This is a genomic window from Chryseobacterium sp. TB1-D10, assembly GCF_059803555.1.
Genome location: NZ_JAPFHB010000010.1, coordinates 161,976 through 188,024, shown reverse-complemented (window position 1 = coordinate 188,024; position 26,049 = coordinate 161,976). Strand labels below are relative to the sequence as shown.

The window sequence follows — 26,049 nt, the reverse complement described above, 5'->3', positions numbered from 1 at the left end:
TGTAATATTTTTTGGGAAGATTCTATATGAAATCTATTATTTGGGATCTTCTATAAGCCAATCCTGAATCTCATCTTCGAGATAGGAAGTCTGTAATTTTATGGCATTAATGAAATCATCGGGAATACTTTCCGCAGTCTCATTGCTTTCCATATCCCAAAGTTCATCAGACATCAATTCATATTCTGAATAGATTCTTTTGAACCTGGAACTGCTTTTTTCCAACTCTTCAATTTTGTCTTGCTGAGGCAGAAATTTTCTGTAAGGTCTGTTAGAATTTTTCATTTTTTGTAATAATTATTTTGTGAGTGTGGTGTCTTGACAAGAGATGAAAAAATTTCCCGACCAAATATCTTTAGTCAGGATATGATTGCAACATCTATAATTATTAAGAGTTTCGCAAATAATTATGCTAATAATAATTAATTATTCAACATTTATTTCCAATGCCTTAATATTAAATAAATGTAAAAATAATATCGACACAAAAAAATAATTTAACTATTATTTAAAAACATTTAACAAATCATATAAATTTGCAAACGAAATGAAACAATTAATTCTTCGTCACAGGCAAGTTATACTCTTCATCATCGCTGGTGGACTGAGTGCTATTGTAGAAATCGGAAGCTTCAAAATACTGAGTGTAAACCTCCCTAAATTCTTCTCGTGGGAATATAATCTCTCGGGAATTAAATATCCGTTTAGTAATATCCTCTCAACAAGTTGCGGAATCATCACAAATTATTTTCTAAGTATATGGTTTGTGTTTGAAAGAGGTAAGCATTCCAAGAAGAGAGAATTTGCGTATTTCATTTCGGTTTCCATTATTTCTACTTTCATCAGTTTGTTTCTGTTTCAGATTCTTTATCATTTTGTTTTCAAAAATGCAGTTGATCTGGGCTTCTATGTTCTGTCTCAGGAAATGATGAGCAAAATATCTTCTATTGTGATTGTTTCGCTCCTTAATTATTCTGTAAAGAAAAAAGTCATTTTTAACGGATAAAACCATATTTTTGAAATAAATAGATAATTAGATGAAGGTATTATTGGTTTATGTGTGGCGATTTTGGATGATACTTGTGGGAACTATTTTCACATTGATATTTTTCCTCCCAGTTTATCTTTTATCCATCCGAAAACAAGATTATAAATACTGCTACTTTTTTATCCGGCTTTGGGCGATGTCTATCTTCTACGGAACCGGTTTCCGCTACAGAATCATCAATAAAACGGACAAGAAAATCGATAAAAACCAGGCATACGTTATCATTTCCAACCACACTTCTCTGATGGATGTGATGATTCCCTGCATCCTTTTTCCAAATCACCCACTTTGTTATGTCGGGAAAAAAGAACTTGAGAAGATTCCGGTTTTCGGAAGTGTTTATAAGCGTGTCTGCGTAATGGTGGACAGGAAAAGCGCCAGAAGCCGCGCCGATGTCTACAGACGTTGCGCGGAGAGAATGCAGGACGGACAAAGCGTTGTGATTTTCCCAGAAGGAGGTGTACCTGATGATACAAGCATTATTCTGGATGATTTCAAAGATGGTGCTTTTATACTTTCTACTAAACATCAATTTCCTATTGCGGTTTACACATTTGTAGGACTGAAAGAAATGTTTCCTTTTGATAACAAAAAAGGATATCCCGGCAGAGTAGACATCTTTTTCAATGATATTCTGACACCTGATTCTACATTGAAAGAATTAAAAGAAAAGGCGCACGAGGAAATCAGATTGTCTCTTATTGAGAATATAAAATAATTATTCTACTAATAAGACTTTTTACTTACATTTGTTTTTGAATATTAACCTTAAATTAACATTAAATAAATAATGGAAACACAAAAAACCAATTGGGCACAGTTTATCCCGCTTGTAACCGTTTTTTTCTTCTGGGGCTTTGTCGCTGCGAGTAACGACATCCTGATTCCAGTTTTCAAAAAAGCATTCGATTTGACGCAAGGTCAAAGTCAACTTGTATCAGTCGCATTTTATATTGCCTACACAGTTGGTTCAATCATTTATATGTTGATTTCATTAGCCATTGGAAAAGATTTAGTCAATAAAATAGGCTATAAAAATGGTTTGTCTTTAGGATTATTGATTTCAGCCTTAGGAACATTATTATTTTATCCTGCAGCGAATTTGCAGTCATTTCCATTAATGTTATCAGGCTTGTTCATTGTGGCATTAGGATTTTCTTTACAACAAACGGTGGCAAATCCATTGGCAATTGCACTTGGACCAATTAAAACCGGTTCTCAACGTCTGACATTAGCAGGAGGAATTAACAATCTTGGAACTACAATTGGTCCTTTGATCGTAAGTTTTGCCATATTTGGTTCTGCAGCTTCTGAAAATACCGAGATGAGTATTGAGAGTGTGAAGATTCCTTATTTGATTTTAGGTGCTGCATTTTTGGCTGTTGCTGTTTTGCTTAAATTTTCTTCTTTACCGGAACATCCTGAAACAATTGAAGAAACGGTAAAAGAAGAAGGAACCGTAAAAAGTTCTGCTTTGAAATATCCACAATTGGTTTTAGGAATGCTGGCAATCTTCATCTATGTGGGTGTAGAAGTTTCTACAGCGAGTAATCTTCCAGCTTATATGGAAACAATCATCAATTCAGAAACAGGTGTTCTTTACACATTGCAAGAAATTTCTCCTTATATTTCTCTTTACTGGGCAAGTTTGATGATTGGCCGTTGGACAGGAGCTATCGAAGCTTTTACAGATAACATGAGTATGCAAAAAATATTACGATTCGTTGCACCTTATTTAGCTTTCGGCGTTTTTCTATTTGTAAATGCTGTTGCAAAACACGACTTATCGCCTTTCTATATTTACGGACTAATCATTTTAGTATTAATTGCTGCCGACATTGCCAGTAAAGGAAATCCTGCAAGAATGCTTTTGATATTCTCCGCGCTTGGAATCATTGCCTTAACTATCGGAATGTTTACGGATGGAATTATTAGTATCTATGCATTTACCAGTGTTGGATTATTCTGTAGTACGCTTTGGCCTTGTATTTTCACTCTAGCTGTAAGCGGACTTGGAAAACATACAAGCCAGGGAAGCAGTTTCCTAATTATGATGATTATGGGTGGTGGAATCGTAAGCTGGCTTCAAGGTGTGGTTTCGGAAAGTATCGGAATCCAGCACAGTTATATTGTTGGTATCTTATGTTTTGCTTATCTCGCGTTTTATGCCTGGAAAGTGAGTGGTATTTTGAAAAGCCAAGGCATTAGTTTTGATAAAAAAGTTTCAGGTGGACACTAACAAGAACATTCTTCTTAAAAATAAATTTTGGGCAATCATTCTGGTTGCCCAATTTTCGTTGTTCTATATCATATCAAAAATAAATTTTGCAGTTGAGTTCTTTTCAAACTTTTTTGAGTGGAAAAAGAATTTTCATGTCTTATTATTTTCAAGGTTTAGTTTTTCTTTTGGCGATGTAATTTATACGCTTGTTTCACTTTATTTAATTTATGCAATCATTAATTTGATCAGAAAAAGAAGGAGTAAAAAATGGAAACAGATTCTCATCTTTCTTAATGTATTCTATTTCATTTATCAATGCTTTTGGGGAATGCTTTATTTCCAGACTCCGATTATCAAAAAATTCCAAAAGAAAGAATTTACAGATCAGGATCTGAAAAATTTAACCATCAAATATCTTAAGCTTTGTAAAGAAACAAGAGAGAAAGTTTCTGAAGATAACAATGGCGTTTTTGTAATTAATGATCTTCAAAAAATAGAAAAGGAAATTTTATCTCGTCAAAAAAAATTAGCTCCCCAAATCACATCAAAAACTTCGGTAAGACACCTATCTGTAAAGTCGAGCTTATACAGTCAATTGATGAACTATACGGGCATTTTAGGTTATTATAATCCTTTCACTGCGGAATCCCAATTCAACCCAAATTTGCCATCTACACAAGTCCCTTTTACTCTGGCTCACGAAATGTCTCACCAATTGGGGTTTGCCCGCGAACAGGAAGCGAGTTTCATTGCATATTTATGTGCTAAAGATTCCAATAATCCAAATTTGAAGTACAGTACCCAACTGTATGTTTTAAAAAGCTTATTAAGAAATTTATCTGTAAAGAATCAATCATTTGTAAAAGAAATACTATCACAATATTCTATAAAAATGAAAAAGGACAGAATGTACGAAATGCAGTTTTTGAAGGATCACGAGAGTATTTTAAGCGATGTCTTTGCTTTTACCAATGATCTGTTTCTAAGATCAAATCAACAGGACGGCAGTGTTACGTATTCTTACTTTATCACTCTATTGGTTCTGTACGAGGCATAAAAAAAGAATCGTACACGAGGTACGATTCTAAAAACACAAATGATGAAAAAAAATTTATTGCTCCTGAGTGATTGTCTCAAAAGCCCTGTAAAAGTAAAACATTTTCACATAACCTCCAAATATTTATTGAAAATAATTTAAAATAAATGAAAAAACTTCTAAGAATCAAAATGTTATAAATCAAAAAAATTAAACGAATGTTTCAGAATGAAGCATTATTGTTTCGCAATTATTTTTAAATGAAAAACTCTCTTCTTAATTAAAAGAAGAGAGTTTTTGAGTAGCGAAGACGGGAATTGAACCCGTGACCTCAGGGTTATGAATCCTGCGCTCTAACCGACTGAGCTACCTCGCCATTTTTTGGTGGTGCAAATATAAGGATATTTTACATTTCCGCAAATTTTTAATTAACTTTTAAATAATCTAAAACGTCTTGTACGTGATTCGGTTTGCTAACGATTTTATTATCAACATCCAAGACAAAATAAGTTGGTGTCGCAGCAATGTTATAGGTATCTCCGTACGAGCTATACCAGCCCTTTCCTTCGGAATCATTGATCCAGGGATAAAGATTTGCTTTGGCTTTAAAATCTTCTAAATTGCTGTCTAGAGAAAAACCTACAATTTCTATATTCTGTGCTTTCAACTTATCATATTTTTCCAAAAGCTTTGGAAGCTCAGCTTCACAATGCGAACAAGTGGATGACCAGAAAACAACAATTTTTTTAGAAGCTTTGACATCATATAGTGATTTTGACTTTGTGTGGATTGCGTTCACAAAAGTATTATTAGGCATCTTAGCGCCTATCTCCGTATTCTTATTGGCTTTTATTGTGGAAGCAAGTCTGTCATTGATCGTACATTTTAAATTATTAGCTTCGGTAAGGTATTTTTCTTTCAGCTTATCCATACCATACGTATTGAAAATCTCGATCAGTTCAGACATGATGGTCTGCCCTCTTGGAGTTTCCAGATTAACGGCCTCTAGAAGTTTATCTACATTACCCTCTACATTAGCTTTTGAGACATTTAAGAAATTAATAAGGGAAGGTTTCAATATTGTAGATGTCTCCAGATATTCACCAGATTTGGTATAGAAATTAATAAAATCTTCAGGTTTAAATTCGGAAATTTTTTCCTGATTAGAGAATTTCTGATTTTTATTGTAGTACTCAAGGAATGGATGATTTGTATAGGCAGAAACGTCTTTGTTAGAAAGCACATTAATCTCACTTTCCAAAGATTTGTAAAAGCTCTCTGAAGGTTTATAATAGTCTTGGATTTGAATAAGTGCAGGTAAGATTAGCTCTTGTTTTTTTTGAGATTCTATCTCATTACTGAAGAGTTGGTTTGCCTGGTCTTGAAAAGCAACATTCGAAACTTTATTTTTTGAATCAATCTCTAGTTTGAAACTAATGTCTTTATTCTCCGATACCATATTCACGGAAGAGTTTGCTTTTTTGAAAAAGGCTCTCATCATTCCTACATATTGCTTATCGACTTTGAACGAAGCTACATTATTGGAGATTTTCGCTTTGGAATATAAGATCTCCTTGGATCCGTTGAAACCATAGAGGTATACTTCGGAATCAGCTAGATACGGTGGGATTTCTGCCTTCACACTAAACTGTGCAAAGGTATATGAGGACAATAGAATACTACTGGTTATTATTAATTTTTTCATAAAGTAAAAATAAAAAAAACCCACTAAAAAAGCGGGTTTTAAAATATTAAAAAAAATATAATTTATTCTAAGATTCTCTCTTTTGATTTTACAGCAAAATACACAATCATTGCAAATGCTATAAATAATAAAACAACCGTATATGCATCTATGGGAGATGCCGGATAAGCTCCGATGTCCCCAGATTCTGGATTTTCTGGTGGAGGCGGAATGGACTGTGAAAAACTCAAGATACTTATTAAAAGTAATAAGAATGTATAAGTTTTTTTGGATAATAATTTCATCATATATCAGGAATGTGTTTCTAATTAATAATTTTTTTGATTACAACTTCTCCTTTCTCTGAAGTAGCTTTCACTAGGAAAATACTTTTTGCCTGATAATTAAGAGGAATTGCATAGTCTGATCCTGTCGGGATTTGTGATTTCGAATTAAGAAGCTGACCTGCTGCAGAATAAACTTCTACAGTGGCGTTTTTCCAGTTTTTGGAAAATCTCACAACCCAATTAGCATCTTTTTTTGCAATGATGGTTTGAGAATTACTGAAATTATCAGTTCCTAAAGTACCTTCTGGCATTTCATAATATAAGCCCAAATCTATTTGGCTACCATTCATGGAAATGCTACTTCCATCTACAATTTTTACAAACTGACCTGCCGGATTTTTAAAATAAAAGCTACTACCATTAGACAATCCATCTGGAACTCTTTCACCTTTTTCGTACACTTCAAACTTCAGCTGGTATGGCTCATCCGGATAATCTATGTATAAAGGAATTTGTTTCGATTTAAAATTCACTTCATTAGCTTCATTGATATATAACTTATCTGCTAAATTATAATCTAAGCCACCATCAATTTTTTCTTCTTTTGTAAATATTTTCTTATCGGCGCTGTAAGCTTGCATCCTTGTCATAGTGCTGCTTCCAGTAACCGCAGTTGGAGAGACAGCATAATATGTTCTATCCAACTCTGCGCCTTCAAGATCATACATTACAACTGCAACTTGTTTTACTATTTTATCTGCCGGGATATCAAGCTCTCCGTTATCACCGTCAGTAGATTCTGATGAAGATTTTGCGGCAGTTACACTGTTATCTATATTACTTGCTCTTGAAGAATATTTGAATCTTCGGGTTCCTCTAAAATTAATTGTTTGAGCAGCATTCGAGCTTAGTTTTAGCATAAAAGCACCTAATGGTCTGATAACGGTGGCACGAGTATCACCAGCCTGAAAATAACCTCCTGATAATGTTACCATAAGAGCTGTTGAATAGCTTGATCCTGTTTTGATAGCCCAGGAAACATTTCCAGATGTATAATATGCTACGCCTTCAAGATTGGTTATATAATTACCATCGCTAAGATTTCCAGCTTCATTTTGCGCAATATATTTTAAATCCAAGTTTGTCAAAAATGGATTTGACATCTGATACAAGTTTAAACCATAATCTGAAGACCAGTTGGGCAATTTGGATCTGAAAGGATCGTCTATATAACTATAATATTTTTCTAAAAATGTGTTGGCGCCATTTCCATTTACTCCAAAACTACCTGAATATGCCCCTGATAAATTGAGCTGAACATTAGTTGTAGTTTGATCGGAAACCGGAGTACCTACAAATGTTTTTGTCTCCCCACTAGGTACCCAAAATGCAGTTGTACTAGCAGCAGTTCTTCTTGGCAAAATGTAGTAGGTCATTGGATTAATAAAAGCTGCATTGGGATTACCTGCTGCATCATAAGCTGTTCCACTGTAAGCAATCTGATCAAAACGCGCTCTTGCATTGTTCCACCAAAATGCGGAAGCTACATTGAATCGTCCTGCAGAATTGTTTGCAATATTGGTGACATTGAGATTCCCTGCTCCAAATACATTTACAAGTTCTGGAATGGTAAAATTGTAGAAAGGCAATCCTATTTGCTGCCTGCCGGTATTCACTGTGGTATTACCATTCAGATACTCTGACCTGTATTGCTTGCTTACCTTACCTGAAATAAAATTCTGAGGAATACCTGTGATATACAACTGTCCATAATCAGAAGAAGGTGCAGCAGTAGATGCAGCTATTCTGAAAGTAGAGGTTGGCGCAATAGTTAATCCATCTGCTGAAGTACCATTGACCATTACATTTCCAGAGTTGTTCACAACCGCATTACCTGCGGTTTGCAATCCACCTCCATTGTAAACTAAAGTATTGCTCTGAATAGTAACCAATGCAGAATTACCTACATAAGTTAATGTAGCTTGAGAAAAGCCAAGAACATAAAACAAGAGCAATTTAAGGTTAATAAATTTTCTTATCATCGTGTGTAGTTTTGTGTGTTTATTATGCAAAGATATTAAATTTTTGATAATCGATAAAAAATCTATCAACAATTAAAGATTATGTAATATAGTTTCAATTTTTACCTCTGTCTCATTATCAATATTGAACATATAATCTTCCAGAATTTTCTCGGTAGTTCCTCGCAGCCCTCTTGCTCCAAGTCCTTTATTCATAGTATCTTCCACAATTTCTTCAATCGCTTTGTCTGTAAATTCCAATGCAACATTATCCATTTTGAAAAGCTCTGTAAATTGATTTACGATGGAGTTTTTCGGCTCTTTCATAATCCTTACAAGGACATCTTTCGTCAGTTTTTCAAGATAAGTGATAATAGGAAACCTGCCCAAAAGCTCGGGAATCAGTCCAAAACTCTTCAAATCGATTGCGTTGATCTGACTTAGGATGTAATCTTCATCCTCAGTTTTATTTAATTTATCTTTAGAAAAACCAATAGCTTGCTTGTTGAGTCTTCTTTCAATGATTTCATTCATCCCATCAAACGCCCCACCGGCAATGAAAAGGATATTCTGCGTATTGACCTGGATATATTTCTGATCCGGATGTTTACGACCTCCCTGTGGCGGAACATTCACAATACTCCCTTCCAGAAGTTTCAGTAATCCTTGCTGTACACCCTCTCCCGATACATCACGGGTAATACTTGGATTGTCGGATTTTCTGGCAATTTTGTCTATTTCATCGATAAAAACAATTCCTTTCTCTGCTTTTTCTACATCATAATCGGCCACCATCAGCAATCTGGAAAGGATGCTTTCAACATCTTCACCCACATAACCTGCTTCGGTCAGAATCGTAGCATCTACGATACAAAACGGAACATTCAGTTGTTTTGCAATGGTTTTTGCCAATAACGTTTTTCCAGTTCCTGTTTCTCCAATCATAATAATGTTGGATTTCTCAATTTCTACTTCACGATTTTCATTTTTTGCGTGGAGTATTCTTTTGTAATGGTTGTAAACAGCAATAGACAACTGCTTTTTAGCTTGATCTTGACCAATCACATATTCGTCAAGAAAAGCTTTTATCTCTCTTGGTTTTTTCAGTTCGTCCATAGATGATGCCATGGAGGTTTCGGGCGTTGCGGTTGCGCTGTCTTTCACAATTGCATGAGCCTGTTCTATACAGTTTTCGCATATAAAGCCATTTTGACCAGAGATCAGAATTTGAACTTCATTCTTTTTTCTACCACAAAATGAACATTGGTTTGGATTCATAAATATCTTGAATTCTATTAATTAAAAAAAAGAAGCCAGAAACTTCTTTTATGCATTTATTATTGATTGTTGAATTTCCTTGTATTCCTCGGGGCTTAATTTGAGCCGTACATTTTTAAAGTTAAGATCATCAATGCTATTCAGCGGAACGAGATGGATATGTGCGTGAGGAACTTCTAATCCTACCACAGCAATCCCTACCCTTTTACAAGGTACTGCCTTTTTGATCTGCTTTGCAATATCTTGCGTGAAAGCCCAAAGCGCTTTGTATTCCTCAGAATCAAGATCGAATATCAGATCTGTTTCTATTTTTGGAACTACCAACGTATGACCTTTTACCAATGGCATAACATCCAAAAAAGCAATATGCTTATCATCTTCTGCAATTTTGTAACTGTCTATCTCTCCGTTGATAATTTTAGAAAAAATACTGCTCATAATTGATAACTAAGTTTTTCAGCAAATATTAACCGACGTGACTTCCTTTTTTTATAAAGAAATCTCAAGAACCTCAAAAGAAAGCTTATTACCATTTGGCAAAACAATATCTGCAGTTTCACCCACAACTTTGCCCAAAAGCCCTTTTGCAATAGGCGTATTCACAGAAATTCTGCCTGCCTTGATGTCACTTTCATTATCAGGAACCAATGTGAATTTCTGCTCTCCTTTTGTTGCATTATTTTTCAATCTTACAGTCGTCATGATTGATACTTTGCTTAAGTCCAACTGAGTTACATCTATGATTTTTGAAGTGGAAACAATATCTTTCAATTTAGAAATCCTCATCTCCAGCATTCCCTGCGCTTCTTTTGCAGCATCGTATTCTGCATTTTCAGACAGATCGCCTTTATCTCTTGCTTCAGCAATTTGCTGTGTTATTTTTGGTCTTTCTATGGTTTCAAGTTGTTCCAGTTCGGCTTTCATTTTCTCCAAACCTTCTTTGGTTACGTAGTTCATAACAATAAAATTTATCGTTTGTATAAAAAAATAATCCGACCTTTGTCGGATACTATTTTGTCTCGAATTGAGTTTACAAATATATAATTTATTTTGAAATGAAAATTAAAAAAATATCATCACTATTCACATTATTTTTGACAATCAGCTCTTTAAGCTTAATAAATTCTTGTGGAGAAAGAGATGGTACTGTCAGCTGTTTCCCTAATTCTGTAATATCCGTAACTCTTGACCTAACTCTCCCAAGATACTACGCATTACAAAATCCAGGAGGATGGCTTGAAATCGAAGAACAACAATCTGGAACCAGAGGTCTAATTATTTATAGAAAAAATGAAAGGGACTTTATGATTTATGATAAAAACGCACCTCATCTTTGCCCTGACAATGATACTACTTTGGAAGTTAGAACTGGAACAGCAGTTTATTGCCCAAAAGATGGAGCAGAATGGTTCCTATCCACAGGAGGGCCTACAAAAGTTGCAAAAACAGCCCTTAAAGCTTATGGTTATAGCTTCAACGGTAATGTGCTTTCTATATATAATTAATAGATGAAAATTATATTACAAAGAGTTTCCGAAGCCAGTGTAAAAGTTGACAACCAGATCGTCGGGAAAATTGAAAAAGGATTAATGCTGTTGATCGGTGTGGATGAAGCGGACGAAAAAGAGGATGCAGATTGGCTCATTAAAAAAGTATTAGACGTCCGGGTTTTCTCAGACCAGGATGGAAAAATGAATCATTCAGTAAAGGAAATTGTTGGCGAGATCCTTTGTATCAGCCAGTTTACATTGATTTCTGACTACAAAAAAGGCAACAGACCATCTTACATCAAAGCGGCAAAACCGGACAAAGCCATTCCATTATTTGACTATTTCAAAAATGAATTAAAAAAATCCGGACTCAAAATAGAAAGTGGAGTTTTTGGCGCAGATATGAAAGTTTCTTTGGTCAACGACGGTCCTGTAACTCTGGTCTTTGATAGCAAAACAAAACTATAAAGACACAAGCATCTGTTCCTTTTTAATCAACTTCATATTCCAGTTTTATAGTAATACTTGCTTCCTTATCCTTGGAAGTCGTGTTGTAAGTTCCGCCGTAAGAATAATCTTCGTTGGAGTTTGGAGCCGTAATTTGGATCACGCCCATTGTCGCCTTTTTGAGATTTCCAAGATCACTTCCTGCATTTTCTGCGATTTTTTCGGCGCGTTCTTTGGCGTCTTTGGTAGCGTTGGCAATCATTTCCTGCTTTACATCAGAGAGTTTGGTGTAGAAATATTGAGGAGAGGAGGAAGTGAATTCAATCCCTCGATTGATGATTTCTGTAATGTTCCTGGAGATATTTTCAATCTTCGAAACTTCTTTGGATTTTATGGAGACACTTTGAGTCAAGTTGTAACCGACAAATTCGCCTTGCTGATAAGTTCCGCTGGCGTCTGTAAAACTTCTGAATTGCTTCTGGATATCAACGGCAGAAAAAAACATTTCATTTTCCTTCACACCTTTCGATTTCAGATAATCATAGATCACTTTTCTATCAACTGCCAAAGCGTCATAAGCCGTCTTAAGTTCAAAACTGTTTTTGGAAAAACTACCTGACCACGAGATGAGATCGGAGGTAAATGTTTTGGAACCAAGTCCGGTCACAGAAACCGTGTTTTCAGATTTATTTCTGTTTTTGATGGCGCTTCCTAAAAGAGCGGCCGCGATAATTAGGCCTAATGCAGCAATAGCGACGGCAAGATATGTTCTCATAAAATTTTGGATATGAATGGTTTGCATCAAACGCAATACCAATTTTTAAGATTTTATTAACAATTTGCTTAAGTAGCCAATTGTCCAATATCTTCTATGGAATTTTCTCTTTCCAAAGCTTCTAAGTACTCTTTTCGTTTCACAACTTTCGTATCGCTCCAGCTGTCGTGCCATCCGCGGGTTCCCAAAAATGAAAGTGTATCAAATGGTACAATCCTGCTAAAATTCCTTTTGAGAAGATCCTGAGAACTTGGCAAACTTCCATCTTCTTTCACCACCATCGTTCCGGTAATGAATTTCCCCAGACTTCTTCCGCCTGTAGCAAATTCCACAAGGAACATTAGTGATGCATAAAAAATCCCGGTGATAATCCGGTCCAGAAGTCTTGGCATTTCAGCAATTGCGTCCGCATTGGCATCGTAATCTGTTCCGGATAAAAATGTATAAGCGATAATAATAGCTGAAAATAAAAAGATAATAACAAGATAGGATATAAAATAATCTATAATGGCATTTACAAATCTTAGGATTTTTTCTGCCTGGTAAAGGTCTACGATTCTGTAATGGTTTTTCATAGTTTTTTTTGGTTTAGTTTTTTTGTTTTATTTCTTTTTCAAATTCCAGACTTACGCCTTTCATTTCGCCTCTCATTGGCGGAATTGTTTTGGTTAATTTTATTTTGATGAATGTGATTTGAGGAAACTGACTTTCAATTTTATTAATAATTCTGCCAATGACGTGTTCCAAAAGTTGGGATCGGATTTCCATCTCCTGATGGATGATTTCGTTTATTTCCGCATAATTGATAGTATCTTTAAGATCATCCGATTGTGATGCTTTTTCTAAATCTGAATGTACTGCCAGATTCACAATGTAATGGTTTCCAATAATGTCTTCTTCCGGCAAAACACCGTGGTAAGCATAGATTTTTATGTCTTCGAGGATTATTTTTGATTTCATGTTTTAAAAATAGAAAAACTTTGATTAAGTTTTCAATTTTTGACGAAACTTTCTTTCGTGCGCAGCCGCAATAGGGATAGTAGTGGAAATCCTTTTTTGTGGCTTTGAAAAATTCAATCAAATGAAAAAAAGTGTCTTCCACAAAAAAGATTGCAACGGATAGCCCGACCCGAGCGGTGGCCATTCGAGAACCTCAGGATGAAAAGCTTTGGCGAGGGGATTGCCAAATATTTGATTAAAAAAACCTCATCGTTTAAGACAAGGTTTGTAGTTTTATTTGATACTTTTGGAAAGTTCCAGCATTGCTTCGATCGGTTTTAAAGCTTTCAATCGGATCTCTTCGTCCATTGTGATTTCCGGAAGCTCGTACTTCATACATAAGTAAAGTTTCTCCAATGTGTTTCGTTTCATATAAAAACATTCGGAACAGTTGCAGCTTTCGTCAAAAACCAAAGCCGGAATCAACTCTTTGTAAGGTGCACGTTTTCTCATTTCGTGCAGAATTCCTTCCTCTGTCGCGATGATAAATTGCTGACAATCGTCCTGTTCTACATAATTCAAAAGTGCGGAAGTCGAACCAATGAAATGAGCCAATTCCAAAACCGGAGATTCGCTTTCCGGATGCGCAATCAGTTTTGCGTTTGGATGATCTGCCAGTTGTTTTGCGATGCGCTCCATAGAAAATGCCTCGTGAACGATGCAGCTTCCGTCCCAAAGGATCATATCACGACCGGTTTTTTTGCTGAGGTAACGCCCAAGATTTTTGTCCGGTGCAAAGATGATTGGTCGGTCTTTTGGCAAAGCTTCAATAATCTGTTCAGCATTTGAGCTTGTTACGATAATATCCGAAGCGGCTTTAGTTTCTGCATTACAGTTGATGTAAGTGGCTACAATCGCATTTGGATATTGCTCACGCATTTTGTTGAGACCTTCCGCCGAACAGCCGTCAGCAAGTGAACATCCTGCAAGTGTATCGGGAAGAACCACTTTCTTGGTTGGATTAAGGATTTTCGCCGCTTCTGCCATAAAGTGAACGCCGCAAAATGCAATCATATCGGCATCGGTTTCCTTAGCTTGTCTAGCCAATTGCAAAGAATCACCAAGAAAATCAGCAATATCCTGAATAGGTCCAGGCTGATAATAATGCGCCAGGATTACAGCATTTTTCTCTTTTTTAAGATCCAGAATTGCTTTTACCAAATCGTCTCCGGTTGGAATCGCAAATTCCTTAAGGTCAAGAAAGCCTTTGACAGGCATATTGTTTATTGCAGTGTCTAATGTATTTTTCATTTGTTTAATTAACCTTTAAGTTAAATGTTTTTTGTTTTTGAGCTAATAGCAAAATGCTAATGGCCATCAGATGATTAATCTTTGATAAAGTTATTAATTATTTTCTCGACTTCCGCTTTTGCCTCGTCAAGATCTGTATTAATAATGATTTTATCGAAGTGTTTTTGGTACGTCATTTCTTCTCCGGCTTTTTCCACTCGTGTTTTGATGGTTTCTGCGCAGTCGGTATTTCTTTTGATCAATCTCTGTTCCAACTCGGCGATGCTTGGCGGCATCACGAAAATTGATAGTGCTTTCTCTCCGAAGATTTCTTTTAGCTTGATTCCGCCTTTTACATCGACATCGAAGATGACAACTTTTCCTTGATCCCAGATTCTTTCGACTTCGGATTTTAAAGTTCCGTAGTATTTGTCGGTGTAAACTTCTTCGAATTCTACAAATTCGTCCTGGGAAATTTTTGATCTGAATTCTTCCGGCGTCAGAAAATAATAATCTTCAGTATGTTTTTCTTCGCCTCGTGGTTGTCTTGTGGTGGCAGAAATAGAGAAACAGAGTTCCGGCACAACAGACAAACCGTGTTTTACCAGAGTTGTTTTCCCACTTCCGGATGGTGCGGAAAATATGATGACTTTTTGTTTCATTGTTTAGTTTCGAGTTTTTAGTTTCGAATTCAATGTTTTTTAATGAAATATTCTTTAAAATTCTATATTAAATTCCTTTCTGATATATTTTAAAATATCCACAAAATAATTGAGTTCGTTAATTTCTGGATAATGTTTTAGGTAAGATTCAGGATTGCTGTAATTAAATTCGTTCTGTTGTTTGAAATGCTGATATTTTACTAAATAGCCTGTTCCGTCTAAAATCATAACTGCTTTTTTAGTTTCAAAAGCCCAATCTTTTTCCTCTTCATCATAAATAACACGACTTTCATCCTTTTTGTATTGAAAATATTCTTCTTTAGGAAGAAATCCAATATTTCTCGCTTTTATATTTAAGAATAATTCTTCCAATGTCTTTTCAGATTTCAGAACTGTAAGTTTGGGTTTTACAAGTTCAAACTCGTCTTTGCTGATTTCTTTTGGTAAAAACCATTGGATTAGTTCTGCTTTCCAGATTTTATTTTCTTTGTAGATTCTGAAAATATGTCCGCTGTTTGTTATTCCTCGATCTTTATAAATTCTGATTTCAGTTTCCCTCAGTTCAGATGGAATATTGGCAAGCGAATCTATATTTTGTGATTTCAAAAATATGAACAGAAACAGAAATGAAAATATTAAAAAGAAGCGCATCTAAATAGTACAGTTTTGTTTTTTACAAAACGTTTAAAGTCTGCTCTTTAATTTTCTCAAGATCATCCTTCATTTCAACTACCAATTTCTGAATCTCGGAATGGTTGGCTTTTGATCCCAAAGTATTGATTTCACGTCCCATTTCCTGAGCGATAAAACCTAATTTTTTTCCGTTGAAATCTTCGTTTCTCATCACTTCAAGGTAATATTTGATGTGCTGGGAAAGTCTTACTTTTTCCTCAGAAATATCCAATTTTTCAACAAAATAAACCATTTCCTGGTAATATCTTGTTTCATCAATATTTTCAAAATTCTTAAGCGCAGATTGGTAACGGTCTTTGATTGGCTGGATTCTTTCCTCTTCGTATTGAGAAACCTGATTCAGATTATTCTCAATGTTCTGAACGATTTTCTCAATTTCCTCAGCCAGATTATTACCTTCGGTCTGACGAAATTCTATAAACTTGGAAACAGATTCTTGAACCACCTCTAAAAGAGATTTCCATTCGTTTTCATCAAGATCGGAATTTTTTGTTGATAAGACATCAGGCATTCTAACAGCCATTTTCAAATATTCAAAATCCGGTGCGTCAGAAGCGATGGATCTTAATTGCTCAATGTAATTTTTAACGATATCCTGATTGATTTTTACATCATTGCTATCCTCCAGACTTTCGCAGTTGATGTAGCAATCTACTTTTCCGCGAAGGATTTTATCATTAAGTAATTTCCTGATTTCGAATTCTTTTTCTTTATATCTAAGCGGTGTTTTTACATTGAGATCAAAGTTTTTGCTGTTCAGCGATTTGATGTCCACCGTTATTTTTGTGCCTTCATAAACAGTTTCGGCTCTCCCAAAACCTGTCATAGATAATATCATATTCAATAATTATAAGAGTGCAAAGATAAGGTTTTCATCAATGTGAAATAATGCTTCAATTTTAACATTTTACTTTCCTATATTCTTGGATTTAGAAATTTGAAATCCCTATTTTTGCAATCTATGAAAAGATGGTATCTCTACCCCTTTTCCTTAGGTTATCATCTCGGAACTTCTATCAGAAACCAGATGTATGACTGGGGATTATTTTCTTCTTCGAAATTCAAAACACCCATAATAGGTGTCGGAAACCTGTCTGTGGGTGGCAGCGGAAAATCACCAATGGTTATGTATCTGGCAGAATATCTGTCCAAATATTACAGAACCGGCGTGCTTTCCCGAGGTTACGGACGAATCACAAAGGGTTACAGCATCGTGAACTACGACAGCAATTATAAACTGGTTGGTGATGAACCAATGCAGTTATTTGAGCGTTTTCGGAATCGTTTTGTAATTGGTGTTTGTGAAGACCGTGTTTTTGGCGCAAAGAAAATCATCGAAGACATGGATCTGGAAGTTCTTCTTTTGGATGACAGCTACCAGCACCGCGCAATCAATCCGGGAATGAATCTTCTTTTGACAGACTATAACGATCCTTATTTCAAAGATTTCATCTTGCCGGCAGGAGATCTAAGAGAAAGCCGACACGGAATGAGCCGGGCGAATATCATAATGGTTACCAAATGTCCGGATGATCTTACTGAAGAAAAAAAACAATATTACATCTCCAGAATCAGACCTCAGCATTATCAGAAAGTATTTTTCTCAGCAATTGCCTACGACGAAAATATTATGGGAATCGACAGTGTAATGCCTGTGAAAAATCTGGATTACTACGATGTTTTGTTAATTACAGGAATAGCAAACCCATCTCAGTTACTTAAAGAAATTTCGAAATACAATAAGAAAGTCAAGCATCTTCAGTACAAAGATCATCACAACTTTACAGATGATGACATCAAAAAAATAGCTGCAGAATATAAAAAACTTGGTGAATACAAAGTAATTCTGACCACAGAAAAAGATTATGTCCGCCTGAAATCTTTTGATTATCTTCGGAACAAGATTTTTTACTGGCCCATCAATGTAGAAATTGACAAGCGCGAAGAGTTTAACCAGATTATTCAAAACTATGTTAGAAAAGTATAAAGAAACAGCAGAATTTATCAGGAATATTATTGGCGAAATACCTGATTTTGCGATTGTATTGGGTTCTGGTTTGGGGAAACTACAATACGAAGTTGAGGCGATTCACACTTTAGATTATAAAGACATTCCCAATTTTCCTCGGACTACAGTTGTTGGTCACGGCGGAAAATTGATCTACGGAATCTTGGAAGGAAAAAAAGTTTTGATGATGAGCGGCCGTTTTCATTATTATGAAGGTCATTCAATCGAAACCGTTACTTTCCCTTTCAGAGTTTTTCATTTGTTAGGCATTAAAAATATAATTCTTTCCAATGCTTGCGGTGGCGTGAATCCAAACTTCAAAGTAGCGGATATTATGATTGTGACAGATCATATCAATATGTTACCAGAACATCCACTGAGAGGGAAAAACATCGACGAATTCGGTCCACGTTTCGTAGATATGAGTGAACCTTACAACCGCAAAATGATTGCACTTGCAAAATCGATTGCTGTTGAAGAAAATATTGATGTCAAAGAAGGCGTTTATGTGGCTTTATCCGGACCAACCTTCGAAACTCCTGCAGAATACGGAATGATAAAAGCAATTGGTGGTGACGCTGTCGGAATGAGCACTGTTCCGGAAGTGATTGTCGCAAAACATCAGGGAATGGATTGTTTTTGTTTGTCTATCATCACAGATCTTGGCGGACCGGATATTGCATTTGCAGTTTCTCACGAGGAAGTTCTGGAAGCTGCTAATAAAGCTATGCCGAATGTGATTAAGATTGTAAAAGGTTTGGTGAAGAGTTACTAAACCTTAATTAAAATAAAAAAATAAAAGTCTGATCAGTTAAATTGATCAGACTTTTTTAATATTTAGTTTTTAATAAATTTCTCGTAAGCTATTGTTCCGTCCAGCTTTTCAACTTCTACAAAATAGACACCTTTCTCAAGTGTAGAAACGTTCAGGTTTGAAACACCTTTCTGGAGTGGCATTTGTTTTCCTGTAGTATCAAATATTCTTACTGATTTGATTTTATCCAAATTAGTAAAGTTTAGCACGTCTTTTACCGGATTTGGATAGAGACTCACTTTCTTAGCGGCTAAGCCTAAATCATCAACAGCTAAAGACGGAGATAACGCAAGTGTAGCATAACCTCTTGCAACGTGAGAGGTCAAATTAAGAGAACCACCTCTTGCATAATATATAGGAACACTGCCGGCAGAATTTGCAAAGGCATAATCACCCGATCCTCCCGCAAGTGTTCTTTTCACAACCAGTGTTCTTACGCCTGAGGCAACAGTATTGCTCTGCTCTGTCCAGTTTTGGGCAGCATCTGCAGATGGCGTAATGCCGATTCCAGAAAAGGTATAATCCCGGTTTGCACTACTGTTATAAATGAAACCATCAGAGCCAGACTGCATACCGTCTGCTCCGAATCCGATTCCCAACCAGCTTGTACTGCTTCCTGTAACAGTCATTGTTACATCAGTCGAATTCACATCAATTTTTATCGTCATTGCCGTTGTTGGCAAACTGACAACACCTGTAGAAAATTGAGAAAACATTGTTCCACCAATCAATAGCGGAAGCATCTTTAGTAAGTTTTTAGCCATATTTTTAATGTTTTAGAAGATTAATTAATTCCTTGTTGTTAGATTTTAAACCATATTCAAAAGCAGAAATGCCCAAAGAATCTTTGATGTTGATGTCTGCCTTACTTTTTAAAAGCAGCTTTACAAGCTGTACATTATTTCTTTTCACCGCCCATAAAAGCGGCGTGTTGCCGTGAGAATCCTGAATATTGGGATCCGCATTTTTTGATAATATTTTTTCAACCAGTTCTTTGTTGTAATTAATGCAAAGCGAAGCCAAAGCTGTTCCTTCCGGACTAAGGTAATTGACATCTTTTGTTTGATCAATCAGATATTTAGCAACTTCTACATTCCCTCTGTAACAAGCCAATATCAAAGGAGAAAATCCCATTTGATTGACAGAATTAATAACGTCAGGATTTTGATCTACCAGAGTTTTCATTTCATCCAAAGTTCCGCTTCTTGCAATATCAAACACATCCTTCTGCTGAGAAAAACCCAAAATACCAAACATTAAAAACAATAAAAGAATATACTTTTTCATTATTTCTGAAGTGTAAAATTATAATTCACAGTCACGTTTTCGGCGATTTTTGTCATTACCATTTTGGGGATTTTCACTTTATAATCTGCTGGTTTCACAACAAATTTCCCCTGTATAATTACTTTATCATGTTTTAAATAAATGGCTGCAGAAGATTGTACGGCTTTATCAACGCCATGAAAATTAAGTGTACCTGTAATTGTATATGTTTTTGCTTTTTCAGAAAGATCAGCTTTGTTAAAATTAGCAATCTTTCCTTTGAAGCTTGTCTTTGGATATTTCGCAGATTCCGCATAGTTTTCATTGAAGTGCTCCTGCATCAGACTCGTTTTGAATTTAAAATCCTTTACCATTGCGAGTGAAGCTATATCGCCGGTATCAGCATTCAAAATAACTGTAGAGTTACTGTTATCAGCATACACATCCTCAAACATCGGAACGGACGCTTCGAAAGTAATTTTACCGGTTTTGGTAGAATATTTTTGAGCAAATGCAAAATTCATTGTCAGAAAAATGCTTGTTATTATCAGGATAGGTTTCATAATTTCTAATTTCTTTTATTAATTTTCCAAAAGTCCGTCCGCTTTCCATTTTTTGATGATATTGATATGATCCGGAGACAATGTTCCGCCTTGTGGCATTTTCAGTGGATCGCCATTAGCACGTTGTATTCTGTCCAGGATATTATCGATCGCATTTTTTGCAGCCGTGTAATCCGTCAATGGAAAGTATGGCTGCGAGCCGTTTGGTGAGTGGCAAACCACACAATTATTTTGAATGATTGTTTTTACATCTTTTTCGTAAGTCACATTTTCCGGAATGGGCGTATTTTCAGAAATATCTTCAAAGGTTTTCGTTTCGCAGCTTGTCATTGCCAAAAAACCAAAAATCGCGAGTGATAATTTTATCGTATTCTTCATAATATTCTTTTTAAAAAACCCTGTAAAGATTAAACCCAAAGAAGAAATGTCCTTTCAGCCAGTCTCCGGTAGCATTGCTGATGTATCCGCTCTCTGTATTAGCCTGTGAATTGCTGAAAACCAGTTGGAAAATATGACCGCCTGTGTCTATATCCATCCCGACAGACAGTGGATTTTTATAAAAATTCTTGTCTTCAAAATTGTAGAAATATTCTGCGTTGATAGAGACTCTTTTGGAAATTTTGTAACGTCCGCCTAAACCTGTAGAGAATAGATTCTTGCTGTCTATTGTAGGCTCGATAAGATTTCTGTGAATATAACTCGGCATCAATTGTAAGCTGAGATTCTCTGTAAATCTTCTGGAAATCAAAACTTGTGACACATAAACCATTCTGTCAGAAAATTCAAGTTTTGGGAAATCATCTTTTCTAAGTTCAGAATTAATATCCAAAACATTGTACCCAACAATATCAACCGGTGACTCGCCTTCCTGTTTTACAAGTCTGTATTTTGTTCCAAGTTCATAGGTTTTTTGATAAGTATGTCGTGCAAAATTGAGGGACATCCAATCTGTAAGTCCATAGATGACGCCCAATTTTGTCGTGGCATTATCCAATCCGAAAAAGTTTTTGAAGCCATCGCTCACATCACCAAACCTGTGGGAAATATCCAGATAGAATTCTTTCTTGGCAGGCAGTTTTGTAGATTGCGCTGTTACGATCTGCAAAGCTTTGAAGCTGGGAGAATAAGGTTCTTTCACAGCAGAAGTATCGATTTCTTTTAATAGATCTTCCTGAGAAAAAGCTGAAACTGAAACTAATGAAAAAATAAAGAATATAATTTTCGACATATTGGCACTTTGAGCCAAAAATATGAAGTCTTAACAAAAAAAAACGGTGACCAATGTCACCATTTATTAATAATTTCTATTCCCAATGAACTTTGTGAAATCAGCCCTTCTCTTTCAAACTTCTTGAGGATTCTACTGACAACTTCTCTTGCAGTTCCCAGGTCATCTGCAATTTTTTTATGCGATATTTTCAGCGCAGGACTACCTTGTCTTTTGATTCTTTGATCCAGATATTCAAAAATCCTTTTGTCCAGTCTCTGGAAAACCACCTGACTGATGGTGTCCATCATAATTTTATACCTCAGATCGTATTCCATAAAGAAAATCTGGTTCAGCTTAGGATATTTTATGAGCCAGGTTAGGAATTGAGAAACCGGCAACAGAAGCACTTCTGACTTCTCCTCGGAAATCGCGTAGATCTTGCTCAATCTATCAGAAAATATAGAAGAAAAAGTCATAATGCAGCTTTCAGAAGGTTCTATGTAATAATACAGCAATTCTTTACCATCATTTAGCGAGAACACTTTTACAATTCCACTTACAAGTATCGGGATATAATTTACTTTTTGTCCTTCTCGTATGAGCTCTTGTTTAGACTCTACAGTTGTGAGAACAGAATGCTCCGCCAAATCGTTATAAAATTCTTCATCAAAATTTTTAAATTTCTTTTTAATGAAGTTCAACTTTTCCATTAATTATTTTTTAGTAAAATTAAAAACATTTTGAATATAAAATGTTAATAATTCCAAATGTTTATGAATATGTAAACATAATCTCCATTAACGGATTTCAAAATTATCATTAACTTCGTTTGTCTAAAAATTTTAAAATAATGAAGAGGATATTAATTTACACATTACTAGTGGTTTTCCAATTTGGTTTTTCTCAGGAAGTTCCAAAAGTCCTGAAAACGAAATTGTCCAAAGAAGCTTTAGCTCAAAAACTACAGGACAAAAATGGAAAAGAAGTCACCATCAATGAAATACTGAAGCAGCATAAAGGCAAAGTATTAATCTTAGATTTCTGGGCTGGCTGGTGCAAAGATTGCCTGAAAGCTTTCCCGAAAGCCAAAGAATTGGAAGCTAAAAATCCCAATATTGATTTCGTTTTCCTTTCTTTAGAAAGATCTCAGGATGGTTTTCTAAAAAGTCTGGATAAATTTGAGATGGCAGATAAAGAGAATTATTGGTTTGCCTCCGGATGGAAAAATGATTTTAATAATTACGTCGACCTCAACTGGATTCCGAGATACATTGTTGTAGATCAGAAATCAGGGATTGCAAAATATTACGCCATCACGCCGGACGATCCGGACATTCAATTAACAATTGACAGGTACACAAAATAACATCATCCCGAAAATTTTCGGGATTTTTTCGTTAAGATCATCAACTTTCTACAAGCTTATGAGTCAATGTAATAAAATGACTTTTACAATTGTCTATCTATTAAATAATTCTGAATGAAAAAATTAATAATAGGAAAATTTTTCCTGCTAATCTTTATTACAATTTTGTCAAATCAACTATTATCCCAAAATGCTTCTGACAGCATCGACATATTTGTCAAGGATAAGATGACACAAATGAAAATCCCTGGACTCCAGTTGGCTATTATTAAAAATGGAAAGTTAGAAAAATTAAGCAATTATGGCTTTGCGAATCTGGAACATCAGGTTCCAACCAATTCCAAAACTACTTTCTCGATCAACTCTATGACAAAAGCTTTTGTAGGAGTAGCAATTATGCAATTACAAGAGCAAGGAAAATTAAAAGTAGATGATCCCATTTCTTTATATATTTCGGACATACCCAACGAATGGAAATCTATCACCCTCAAACAATTACTCAGTAACACTTCTGGATTGCCCAATAATATCGATGAAAAAGAACAGGTTCTAGGCAATGGCATTGAGGAGAAAAACTGGGAACTGGTAAAGACCTTGCCGATGGAATTTAAACCCGGAGAAAGATTCAGTTATAACCAAACGGGATATTATATTTTAGGAAAAGTCATCACGAAATTAAGCCGTCAGCATTTTACAAAATTCATTGAAGAAAATCAATTCAAACCTTGCAATATGATCGCTACGCAATTTGGAGATTCCGATGATATCATCCCAAACAATGCCGGATCATATTCCACAATTATCAATACAGACGGAAAATGGATCAATGACGGAAAACTGCACAATGCTTTTGCTACATTCCCCGTATTCTTCAGAACTGCGACAGGAATCATTTCCACCTCCGAAGATTTAAGCAAATGGCTTATCGCATTGCAAAATGGAAAATTATTACAAAATAAAAATAGTATTCAACAACTTTTCACTTCTGTAAAATTAAACGATGGACATATCGATGGTTTTAACAAATTGACCAATGGATATGCGCTGGGCTGGCCAACAGTTGATAGAGAAGACCATCCTGCTGCAGCTCCGGTTGGTGGGATGCGTTCGGCATTATTTCTCTACCCAAAGGATAATCTTTCAATTGTGGTTTTAACCAATCTTCAAGGCTCCAATCCCGAATGGTTTATTGATGAAATTGCTGGCTACTACTTCCCGGATATGAAAGTTAAAAATGGTTTTGGATTAAGTAAAAATCTAAAATTATTACGTCAGCAACTTATTGAGAATAAATTTCAAAGCGGTTTTAAAATTTATACGAAAATTAAAAAAAACAACAAAGATTTTAAACTTTCCGAAGACGAAATAAATTCCTGGGGATATCAACTTCTAGAACAAGAAAAGAAAAACGAAGCATTGCAAGTTTTCCAACTAAACACCTTGTTGTTTCCAAACAGTGCGAATGTTTATGATAGTTATGCAGAAACTTTGGAATCACTAGGCAACCGGAAAGAAGCAATAATTAATTATAAAAAGTCACTGGAGCTTAATCCTAAAAACACGAATGCAAGTAATTACTTAAAAGATAAACAAGATTGATAATAATAAGAACATCATCCCGAAATTTTCGGGATTTTTTTTGATTAAATTTGTATTGAGTAAGGAATTGAACTTTTGTAATCGAATTAAAATCTAACTTCTAAAATCTCATTTCTAACTTCTAAATTAATGCAACCTCAGCGCAAAATAATCCACGTAGATATGGACGCATTTTATGCCTCTGTTGAGCAGCTCGACGATCCGAGCCTACGTGGAAAAGCCATTGCTGTTGGTGGCGGACATCGTGGCGTGGTTGCGGCAGCCAGCTATGAAGCGAGGAAATTTGGAGTGAGATCTGCAATGCCAAGCAAAACTGCGAGAGAAAAATGTCCGCATTTGATTTTCATAAAGCCGAGATTTTCCCGATACAAAGAAATATCAAGCAAAATCAGAAATATCTTCCACGAATATACAGATCTCGTAGAACCACTTTCTCTGGACGAAGCTTATCTGGATGTTACCGAAAACAAAAAAGATATAGAATCTGCTAACGACATCGCCAGAGAAATCAGAAAACGCATCTTTGAAGAAACGGGACTCACAGCCTCAGCCGGGATTTCTATTAATAAATTCCTGGCTAAAGTCGCTTCAGACATCAATAAACCAAACGGACAGAAAACCATTCACCCGACCAAGATCAATGAGTTCCTGGAAAATCTTCCGATAGAAAAATTCTACGGCGTTGGGAAAGTCACTGCCAATAGAATGCACACTTTGCACATCTTCAAAGGTTCTGATTTGAAGGCAAAATCTCTTGATGAACTGGAAAAACTCTTTGGCAAATCCGGAAAATACTATTACAATGTCGTCCGAGGAATTCACAATGGCGAAGTAAAACCCAATCGTATTCAGAAAAGTGTAGCTGTAGAACGGACTTTTTGGGACGACATCAATGAAGATGAAGAAATCGATCAAAAACTAAAATCCCTGAGTCTGGAACTGGAAGAGCGTCTCGGTAAAAGAGAAATCAAAGGAAAAACCCTGACTTTGAAAATAAAATACAAAGATTTCACACTTTACACGAGAAGCAAGACGCAGGAACTTTATTTCGAAAACGCGGAGAAATTCTACAACACGGCGAAACAACTTTGGGAACTGAGGCCTTTCGATAAAGCAATCAGATTACTCGGATTATCATTATCAAACCTCAACACAGAAGAAAAAAAACAGGTTTCTGTTCAGCTGAAAATTCCATTTCAGGAGTTTGAAAATGATTGATTTAAGTCTTTTTTACTCATCAACCAGTCTTTTTTCCTCGTCGTTGAGTCTTTTTGATTCATCATCCAGTCTTTTTTACTCGTCATTGAGTCTTTTTTGCTCATCGTCGAGTCTTTTTGCCTCATCTTTGAGTG

General features: G+C 35.6%; 31 protein-coding genes and 1 tRNA gene. 11 read left to right on the top strand and 21 right to left on the bottom strand.

The genetic code is table 11. From position 1 onward, the window contains the following. Positions 1-36: 36 nt before the first annotated feature. Positions 37-285 carry a hypothetical protein gene (locus tag OPU68_RS15075; RefSeq protein WP_498474785.1) on the bottom strand — a complete coding sequence of 83 codons (249 nt, stop codon included), beginning with the start codon at positions 283-285 and terminating at the stop codon, positions 37-39. A gap of 262 nt (positions 286-547) precedes the next feature. Here OPU68_RS15075 and OPU68_RS15070 point away from each other — a divergent pair, with 262 nt between their 5' ends. From OPU68_RS15070 to OPU68_RS15055, 4 genes are all read left to right on the top strand, one after another. Next, positions 548-1,006: a GtrA family protein gene (locus tag OPU68_RS15070; protein WP_498474784.1), complete on the top strand. Its 459-nt coding sequence runs from the start codon at positions 548-550 to the stop codon at positions 1,004-1,006. A 31-nt stretch (positions 1,007-1,037) separates the two neighbouring features. Beyond that, positions 1,038-1,766, top strand: a complete 729-nt coding sequence (locus tag OPU68_RS15065; protein WP_498474783.1) for a lysophospholipid acyltransferase family protein — start codon at positions 1,038-1,040, stop codon at positions 1,764-1,766. Positions 1,767-1,838: 72 nt separating this feature from the next. Next, a complete protein-coding gene (locus tag OPU68_RS15060; RefSeq protein ID WP_498474782.1) occupies positions 1,839-3,287 on the top strand; it encodes an MFS transporter in 1,449 nt (482 codons plus the stop codon). Continuing rightward, on the top strand, positions 3,277-4,326 hold the full coding sequence (locus OPU68_RS15055; protein WP_498474781.1) for a DUF3810 domain-containing protein: 1,050 nt from the start codon (positions 3,277-3,279) through the stop codon (positions 4,324-4,326). Before OPU68_RS15060 ends, OPU68_RS15055 begins: the two co-directional genes overlap by 11 nt. 281 nt (positions 4,327-4,607) lie before the next feature. Here the strand turns inward: OPU68_RS15055 and OPU68_RS15050 are convergent. The 7 genes from OPU68_RS15050 to greA all read right to left on the bottom strand — a co-directional run bounded on the left by OPU68_RS15050 (position 4,608) and on the right by greA (position 10,532). Further along, a tRNA-Met gene (locus OPU68_RS15050) sits at positions 4,608-4,681 on the bottom strand. 48 nt (positions 4,682-4,729) lie between these two features. Further along, positions 4,730-6,010, bottom strand: a complete 1,281-nt coding sequence (locus tag OPU68_RS15045; RefSeq protein WP_498474780.1) for a peroxiredoxin family protein — start codon at positions 6,008-6,010, stop codon at positions 4,730-4,732. A gap of 62 nt (positions 6,011-6,072) precedes the next feature. Then, complete coding sequence (locus tag OPU68_RS15040; protein ID WP_498474779.1) at positions 6,073-6,297, bottom strand: hypothetical protein; 225 nt, start codon at positions 6,295-6,297, stop codon at positions 6,073-6,075. A 17-nt stretch (positions 6,298-6,314) separates the two neighbouring features. After that, entirely contained in the window at positions 6,315-8,318 is a 2,004-nt protein-coding gene (locus OPU68_RS15035) for a hypothetical protein (RefSeq protein ID WP_498474778.1), read from the bottom strand. A gap of 72 nt (positions 8,319-8,390) precedes the next feature. Then, entirely contained in the window at positions 8,391-9,575 is a 1,185-nt protein-coding gene (gene clpX, locus OPU68_RS15030; protein WP_498474777.1) for an ATP-dependent Clp protease ATP-binding subunit ClpX, read from the bottom strand. Between the two features lie 48 nt (positions 9,576-9,623). Further along, on the bottom strand, positions 9,624-10,013 hold the full coding sequence (locus OPU68_RS15025; protein ID WP_498474776.1) for an HIT family protein: 390 nt from the start codon (positions 10,011-10,013) through the stop codon (positions 9,624-9,626). A gap of 51 nt (positions 10,014-10,064) precedes the next feature. Continuing rightward, complete coding sequence (gene greA / locus OPU68_RS15020; RefSeq protein WP_498474775.1) at positions 10,065-10,532, bottom strand: transcription elongation factor GreA; 468 nt, start codon at positions 10,530-10,532, stop codon at positions 10,065-10,067. A gap of 98 nt (positions 10,533-10,630) precedes the next feature. Between greA and OPU68_RS15015 the strand changes: the two genes are divergently transcribed. Continuing rightward, complete coding sequence (locus OPU68_RS15015; RefSeq protein WP_498474774.1) at positions 10,631-11,080, top strand: eL43 family ribosomal protein; 450 nt, start codon at positions 10,631-10,633, stop codon at positions 11,078-11,080. A 3-nt stretch (positions 11,081-11,083) separates the two neighbouring features. Beyond that, entirely contained in the window at positions 11,084-11,533 is a 450-nt protein-coding gene (gene dtd, locus OPU68_RS15010; protein ID WP_498474773.1) for a D-aminoacyl-tRNA deacylase, read from the top strand. A 22-nt stretch (positions 11,534-11,555) separates the two neighbouring features. Here the strand turns inward: dtd and OPU68_RS15005 are convergent, their stop codons facing one another. The 7 genes from OPU68_RS15005 to OPU68_RS14975 form a co-directional block, all read right to left on the bottom strand. After that, positions 11,556-12,287, bottom strand: a complete 732-nt coding sequence (locus tag OPU68_RS15005) for an SIMPL domain-containing protein (protein WP_498474772.1) — start codon at positions 12,285-12,287, stop codon at positions 11,556-11,558. 68 nt (positions 12,288-12,355) lie between these two features. Then, positions 12,356-12,862 carry an RDD family protein gene (locus tag OPU68_RS15000; protein ID WP_498474771.1) on the bottom strand — a complete coding sequence of 169 codons (507 nt, stop codon included), beginning with the start codon at positions 12,860-12,862 and terminating at the stop codon, positions 12,356-12,358. A gap of 13 nt (positions 12,863-12,875) precedes the next feature. After that, on the bottom strand, positions 12,876-13,247 hold the full coding sequence (gene folB / locus OPU68_RS14995; protein WP_498474770.1) for a dihydroneopterin aldolase: 372 nt from the start codon (positions 13,245-13,247) through the stop codon (positions 12,876-12,878). A gap of 273 nt (positions 13,248-13,520) precedes the next feature. Further along, positions 13,521-14,537, bottom strand: coding sequence for a quinolinate synthase NadA (gene nadA, locus OPU68_RS14990; protein WP_498474769.1), 1,017 nt, complete (start codon positions 14,535-14,537; stop codon positions 13,521-13,523). Positions 14,538-14,611: 74 nt separating this feature from the next. Beyond that, positions 14,612-15,178, bottom strand: coding sequence for a guanylate kinase (gene gmk, locus OPU68_RS14985; protein WP_498474768.1), 567 nt, complete (start codon positions 15,176-15,178; stop codon positions 14,612-14,614). A 54-nt stretch (positions 15,179-15,232) separates the two neighbouring features. After that, the gene (locus tag OPU68_RS14980) at positions 15,233-15,829 is read right to left on the bottom strand and encodes a hypothetical protein (protein WP_498474767.1); all 597 of its coding nucleotides are present in this window, start codon (positions 15,827-15,829) and stop codon (positions 15,233-15,235) included. A 22-nt stretch (positions 15,830-15,851) separates the two neighbouring features. After that, positions 15,852-16,709, bottom strand: a complete 858-nt coding sequence (locus tag OPU68_RS14975) for a YicC/YloC family endoribonuclease (RefSeq protein WP_498474766.1) — start codon at positions 16,707-16,709, stop codon at positions 15,852-15,854. 123 nt (positions 16,710-16,832) lie between these two features. On the opposite strand from OPU68_RS14975, the gene lpxK reads away from it, so the two are divergent. Both lpxK and OPU68_RS14965 read left to right on the top strand, forming a co-directional pair. Beyond that, positions 16,833-17,858, top strand: coding sequence for a tetraacyldisaccharide 4'-kinase (gene lpxK / locus OPU68_RS14970; protein WP_498474765.1), 1,026 nt, complete (start codon positions 16,833-16,835; stop codon positions 17,856-17,858). After that, on the top strand, positions 17,842-18,654 hold the full coding sequence (locus tag OPU68_RS14965; protein WP_498474764.1) for a purine-nucleoside phosphorylase: 813 nt from the start codon (positions 17,842-17,844) through the stop codon (positions 18,652-18,654). The genes lpxK and OPU68_RS14965 overlap by 17 nt, the downstream gene beginning before the upstream one ends. Before the next feature lie 62 nt (positions 18,655-18,716). Here the strand turns inward: OPU68_RS14965 and OPU68_RS14960 are convergent, their stop codons facing one another. Genes OPU68_RS14960 through OPU68_RS14935 form a run of 6 tightly spaced genes read right to left on the bottom strand, consistent with a single transcriptional unit; the run spans position 18,717 to position 22,442 of the window. Next, on the bottom strand, positions 18,717-19,457 hold the full coding sequence (locus OPU68_RS14960; protein ID WP_498474763.1) for a T9SS type A sorting domain-containing protein: 741 nt from the start codon (positions 19,455-19,457) through the stop codon (positions 18,717-18,719). Positions 19,458-19,461: 4 nt separating this feature from the next. Continuing rightward, positions 19,462-19,980 carry an ankyrin repeat domain-containing protein gene (locus tag OPU68_RS14955; protein WP_498474762.1) on the bottom strand — a complete coding sequence of 173 codons (519 nt, stop codon included), beginning with the start codon at positions 19,978-19,980 and terminating at the stop codon, positions 19,462-19,464. Continuing rightward, positions 19,980-20,483: a YceI family protein gene (locus tag OPU68_RS14950; RefSeq protein WP_498474761.1), complete on the bottom strand. Its 504-nt coding sequence runs from the start codon at positions 20,481-20,483 to the stop codon at positions 19,980-19,982. The genes OPU68_RS14955 and OPU68_RS14950 overlap by 1 nt, the downstream gene beginning before the upstream one ends. Positions 20,484-20,540: 57 nt before the next feature. Further along, the gene (locus OPU68_RS14945; RefSeq protein ID WP_498474760.1) at positions 20,541-20,900 is read right to left on the bottom strand and encodes a c-type cytochrome; all 360 of its coding nucleotides are present in this window, start codon (positions 20,898-20,900) and stop codon (positions 20,541-20,543) included. A gap of 10 nt (positions 20,901-20,910) precedes the next feature. Continuing rightward, entirely contained in the window at positions 20,911-21,750 is an 840-nt protein-coding gene (locus OPU68_RS14940) for a DUF5777 family beta-barrel protein (protein ID WP_498474759.1), read from the bottom strand. Between the two features lie 56 nt (positions 21,751-21,806). Beyond that, positions 21,807-22,442, bottom strand: a complete 636-nt coding sequence (locus tag OPU68_RS14935) for a Crp/Fnr family transcriptional regulator (RefSeq protein ID WP_498474758.1) — start codon at positions 22,440-22,442, stop codon at positions 21,807-21,809. A gap of 140 nt (positions 22,443-22,582) precedes the next feature. Here OPU68_RS14935 and OPU68_RS14930 point away from each other — a divergent pair, with 140 nt between their 5' ends. From OPU68_RS14930 to dinB, 3 genes are all read left to right on the top strand, one after another. Further along, the gene (locus OPU68_RS14930; RefSeq protein WP_498474757.1) at positions 22,583-23,098 is read left to right on the top strand and encodes a TlpA family protein disulfide reductase; all 516 of its coding nucleotides are present in this window, start codon (positions 22,583-22,585) and stop codon (positions 23,096-23,098) included. Positions 23,099-23,212: 114 nt separating this feature from the next. Continuing rightward, positions 23,213-24,697: a serine hydrolase gene (locus OPU68_RS14925; protein WP_498474756.1), complete on the top strand. Its 1,485-nt coding sequence runs from the start codon at positions 23,213-23,215 to the stop codon at positions 24,695-24,697. A gap of 129 nt (positions 24,698-24,826) precedes the next feature. Beyond that, positions 24,827-25,915: a DNA polymerase IV gene (dinB, locus tag OPU68_RS14920; protein WP_498474755.1), complete on the top strand. Its 1,089-nt coding sequence runs from the start codon at positions 24,827-24,829 to the stop codon at positions 25,913-25,915. The last annotated feature ends 134 nt before the right edge of the window (positions 25,916-26,049 follow it).